Annotated in this window: 1 rRNA gene; it reads left to right on the forward strand. The window is 57.6% G+C overall.

From position 1 onward, the window contains the following. Window positions 1-55 precede the first annotated feature (55 nt). A 23S ribosomal RNA gene (locus P3T35_RS40220) occupies window positions 56-3,174 on the forward strand. The last annotated feature ends 2 nt before the right edge of the window (window positions 3,175-3,176 follow it).

The following is a 3,176-nucleotide window of genomic DNA, read 5'->3' on the forward strand; positions in this document are numbered from 1 at the left end:
GAGTGTGGGTGTCTGGTCGTTGTTTGAGAACTGCACAGTGGACGCGAGCATCTGTGGCCAAGTTTTTAAGGGCGCACGGTGGATGCCTTGGCACCAGGAACCGATGAAGGACGTGGGAGGCCGCGATAGGCCCCGGGGAGCTGTCAACCGAGCTTTGATCCGGGGGTGTCCGAATGGGGAAACCCGGCAGCCGTCATGGGCTGTCACCCATACCTGAACACATAGGGTATGTGGAGGGAACGCGGGGAAGTGAAACATCTCAGTACCCGCAGGAAGAGAAAACAACCGTGATTCCGGGAGTAGTGGCGAGCGAAACCGGATGAGGCTAAACCTTGAGTGTGTGAGACCCGGCAGGGGTTGCGCTTGAGGGGTCGTGGGAATGAGCTTGATCGGTCTGCCGGCCGGTCGGCGAGTCAGAAACCGTTGGTGTAGTCGAAGGACATGCGAAAGGTCCGGCGTAGAGGGTAAGACCCCCGTAGACGAAACATTAGCGGCTTGCTTGCTCATCTCCCAAGTAGCACGGGGCCCGAGAAATCCCGTGTGAATCTGGCGGGACCACCCGCTAAGCCTAAATATTCCCTGGTGACCGATAGCGGATAGTACCGTGAGGGAATGGTGAAAAGTACCGCGGGAGCGGAGTGAAATAGTACCTGAAACCGTGTGCCTACAAGCCGTGGGAGCGTCGTTGGTCGGTTTGCCGGCCAGCCGTGACTGCGTGCCTTTTGAAGAATGAGCCTGCGAGTTTGCGGTGTGTAGCGAGGTTAACCCGTGTGGGGTAGCCGTAGCGAAAGCGAGTCCGAATAGGGCGACTCAGTTGCATGCCCAAGACCCGAAGCGGAGTGATCTAGCCATGGGCAGGTTGAAGCGCGGGTAAGACCGTGTGGAGGACCGAACCCACCAGGGTTGAAAACCTGGGGGATGACCTGTGGTTAGGGGTGAAAGGCCAATCAAACTCCGTGATAGCTGGTTCTCCCCGAAATGCATTTAGGTGCAGCGTCGCGTGTTTCTTGCCGGAGGTAGAGCACTGGATAGGCGATGGGCCTTACCGGGTTACTGACCTTAGCCAAACTCCGAATGCCGGTAAGTGAGAGCGCGGCAGTGAGACTGTGGGGGATAAGCTCCATGGTCGAGAGGGAAACAGCCCAGAACACCGACTAAGGTCCCTAAGCGTGTGCTAAGTGGGAAAGGATGTGGAGTCGCAGAGACAACCAGGAGGTTGGCTTAGAAGCAGCCACCCTTGAAAGAGTGCGTAATAGCTCACTGGTCAAGTGATTCCGCGCCGACAATGTAGCGGGGCTCAAGTACACCACCGAAGTCGTGTCATTCACAGAATACGCCCAACGGCGCTGTGGATGGGTAGGGGAGCGTCGTGTGCCGGGTGAAGCGGCCGAGGAATCGAGTCGTGGACGGTATACGAGTGAGAATGCAGGCATGAGTAGCGATACAAGAGTGGGAAACTCTTGCGCCGATTGACCAAGGGTTCCTGGGTCAAGCTGATCTGCCCAGGGTAAGTCGGGACCTAAGGCGAGGCCGACAGGCGTAGTCGATGGACAACGGGTTGATATTCCCGTACCCGCTTTGAAGCGCCAACGGCGAACCAGGTAATGCTAAGCCCGTGAAGCCGCCCCGGAGTCTTCGGACAAGGGGGAGTGGTGGAGCCGGTGACCCAAGCCTGTAGTAGCTGAGCGATGGGGTGACGCAGGAAGGTAGTCCAGCCCGGGCGGTGGTTGTCCCGGGGTAAGGGTGTAGGGCGTTGCGTAGGCAAATCCGCGCAACATGTGCCTGAGACCTGATGCCGAGCCGATTGTGGTGAAGTGGATGATCCTATGCTGTCGAGAAAAGCCTCTAGCGAGTTTCATGGCGGCCCGTACCCCAAACCGACTCAGGTGGTCAGGTAGAGAATACCGAGGCGTTCGGGTGAACTATGGTTAAGGAACTCGGCAAAATGCCCCCGTAACTTCGGGAGAAGGGGGGCCCCTCCTGGTGATGGCACGTGCTGCCTGAGCTGGGGGTGGCCGCAGAGACCAGCGAGAAGCGACTGTTTACTAAAAACACAGGTCCGTGCGAAGCCGTAAGGCGATGTATACGGACTGACGCCTGCCCGGTGCTGGAACGTTAAGGGGACCGGTTAGCTCTGATTCGTCGGGGCGAAGCTGAGAACTTAAGCGCCAGTAAACGGCGGTGGTAACTATAACCATCCTAAGGTAGCGAAATTCCTTGTCGGGTAAGTTCCGACCTGCACGAATGGCGTAACGACTTCTCGACTGTCTCAACCATAGGCCCGGTGAAATTGCATTACGAGTAAAGATGCTCGTTTCGCGCAGCAGGACGGAAAGACCCCGGGACCTTTACTATAGCTTGATATTGGTGTTCGGTTCGGCTTGTGTAGGATAGGTGGGAGACTGTGAAGCAGCAACGCCAGTTGTTGTGGAGTCGCCGTTGAAATACCACTCTGGTCGTGCTGGATGTCTAACCTGGGTCCGTGATCCGGATCAGGGACAGTGTCTGGTGGGTAGTTTAACTGGGGCGGTTGCCTCCTAAAGGGTAACGGAGGCGCCCAAAGGTTCCCTCAGCCTGGTTGGCAATCAGGTGTTGAGTGTAAGTGCACAAGGGAGCTTGACTGTGAGACCGACGGGTCGAGCAGGTGCGAAAGCAGGGACTAGTGATCCGGCGGTGGCTTGTGGAAGCGCCGTCGCTCAACGGATAAAAGGTACCCCGGGGATAACAGGCTGATCTTCCCCAAGAGTCCATATCGACGGGATGGTTTGGCACCTCGATGTCGGCTCGTCGCATCCTGGGGCTGGAGTAGGTCCCAAGGGTTGGGCTGTTCGCCCATTAAAGCGGTACGCGAGCTGGGTTTAGAACGTCGTGAGACAGTTCGGTCCCTATCCGCTGTGCGCGTAGGAGTGTTGAGAAGGGCTGTCCCTAGTACGAGAGGACCGGGACGGACGAACCTCTGGTGTGCCAGTTGTTCTGCCAAGGGCATGGCTGGTTGGCTACGTTCGGGAGGGATAACCGCTGAAAGCATCTAAGCGGGAAGCCTGCTTCGAGATGAGCACTCCCACCTCCTTGAGAGGGTAAGGCTCCCAGTAGACGACTGGGTTGATAGGCCGGATGTGGAAGCCCTGTGAGGGGTGGAGCTGACCGGTACTAATAGGCCGAGGGCTTGTCCTCAG

Source organism: Kitasatospora sp. GP30, from assembly GCF_029892145.1.
Taxonomy (GTDB): domain Bacteria; phylum Actinomycetota; class Actinomycetes; order Streptomycetales; family Streptomycetaceae; genus Kitasatospora; species Kitasatospora acidiphila.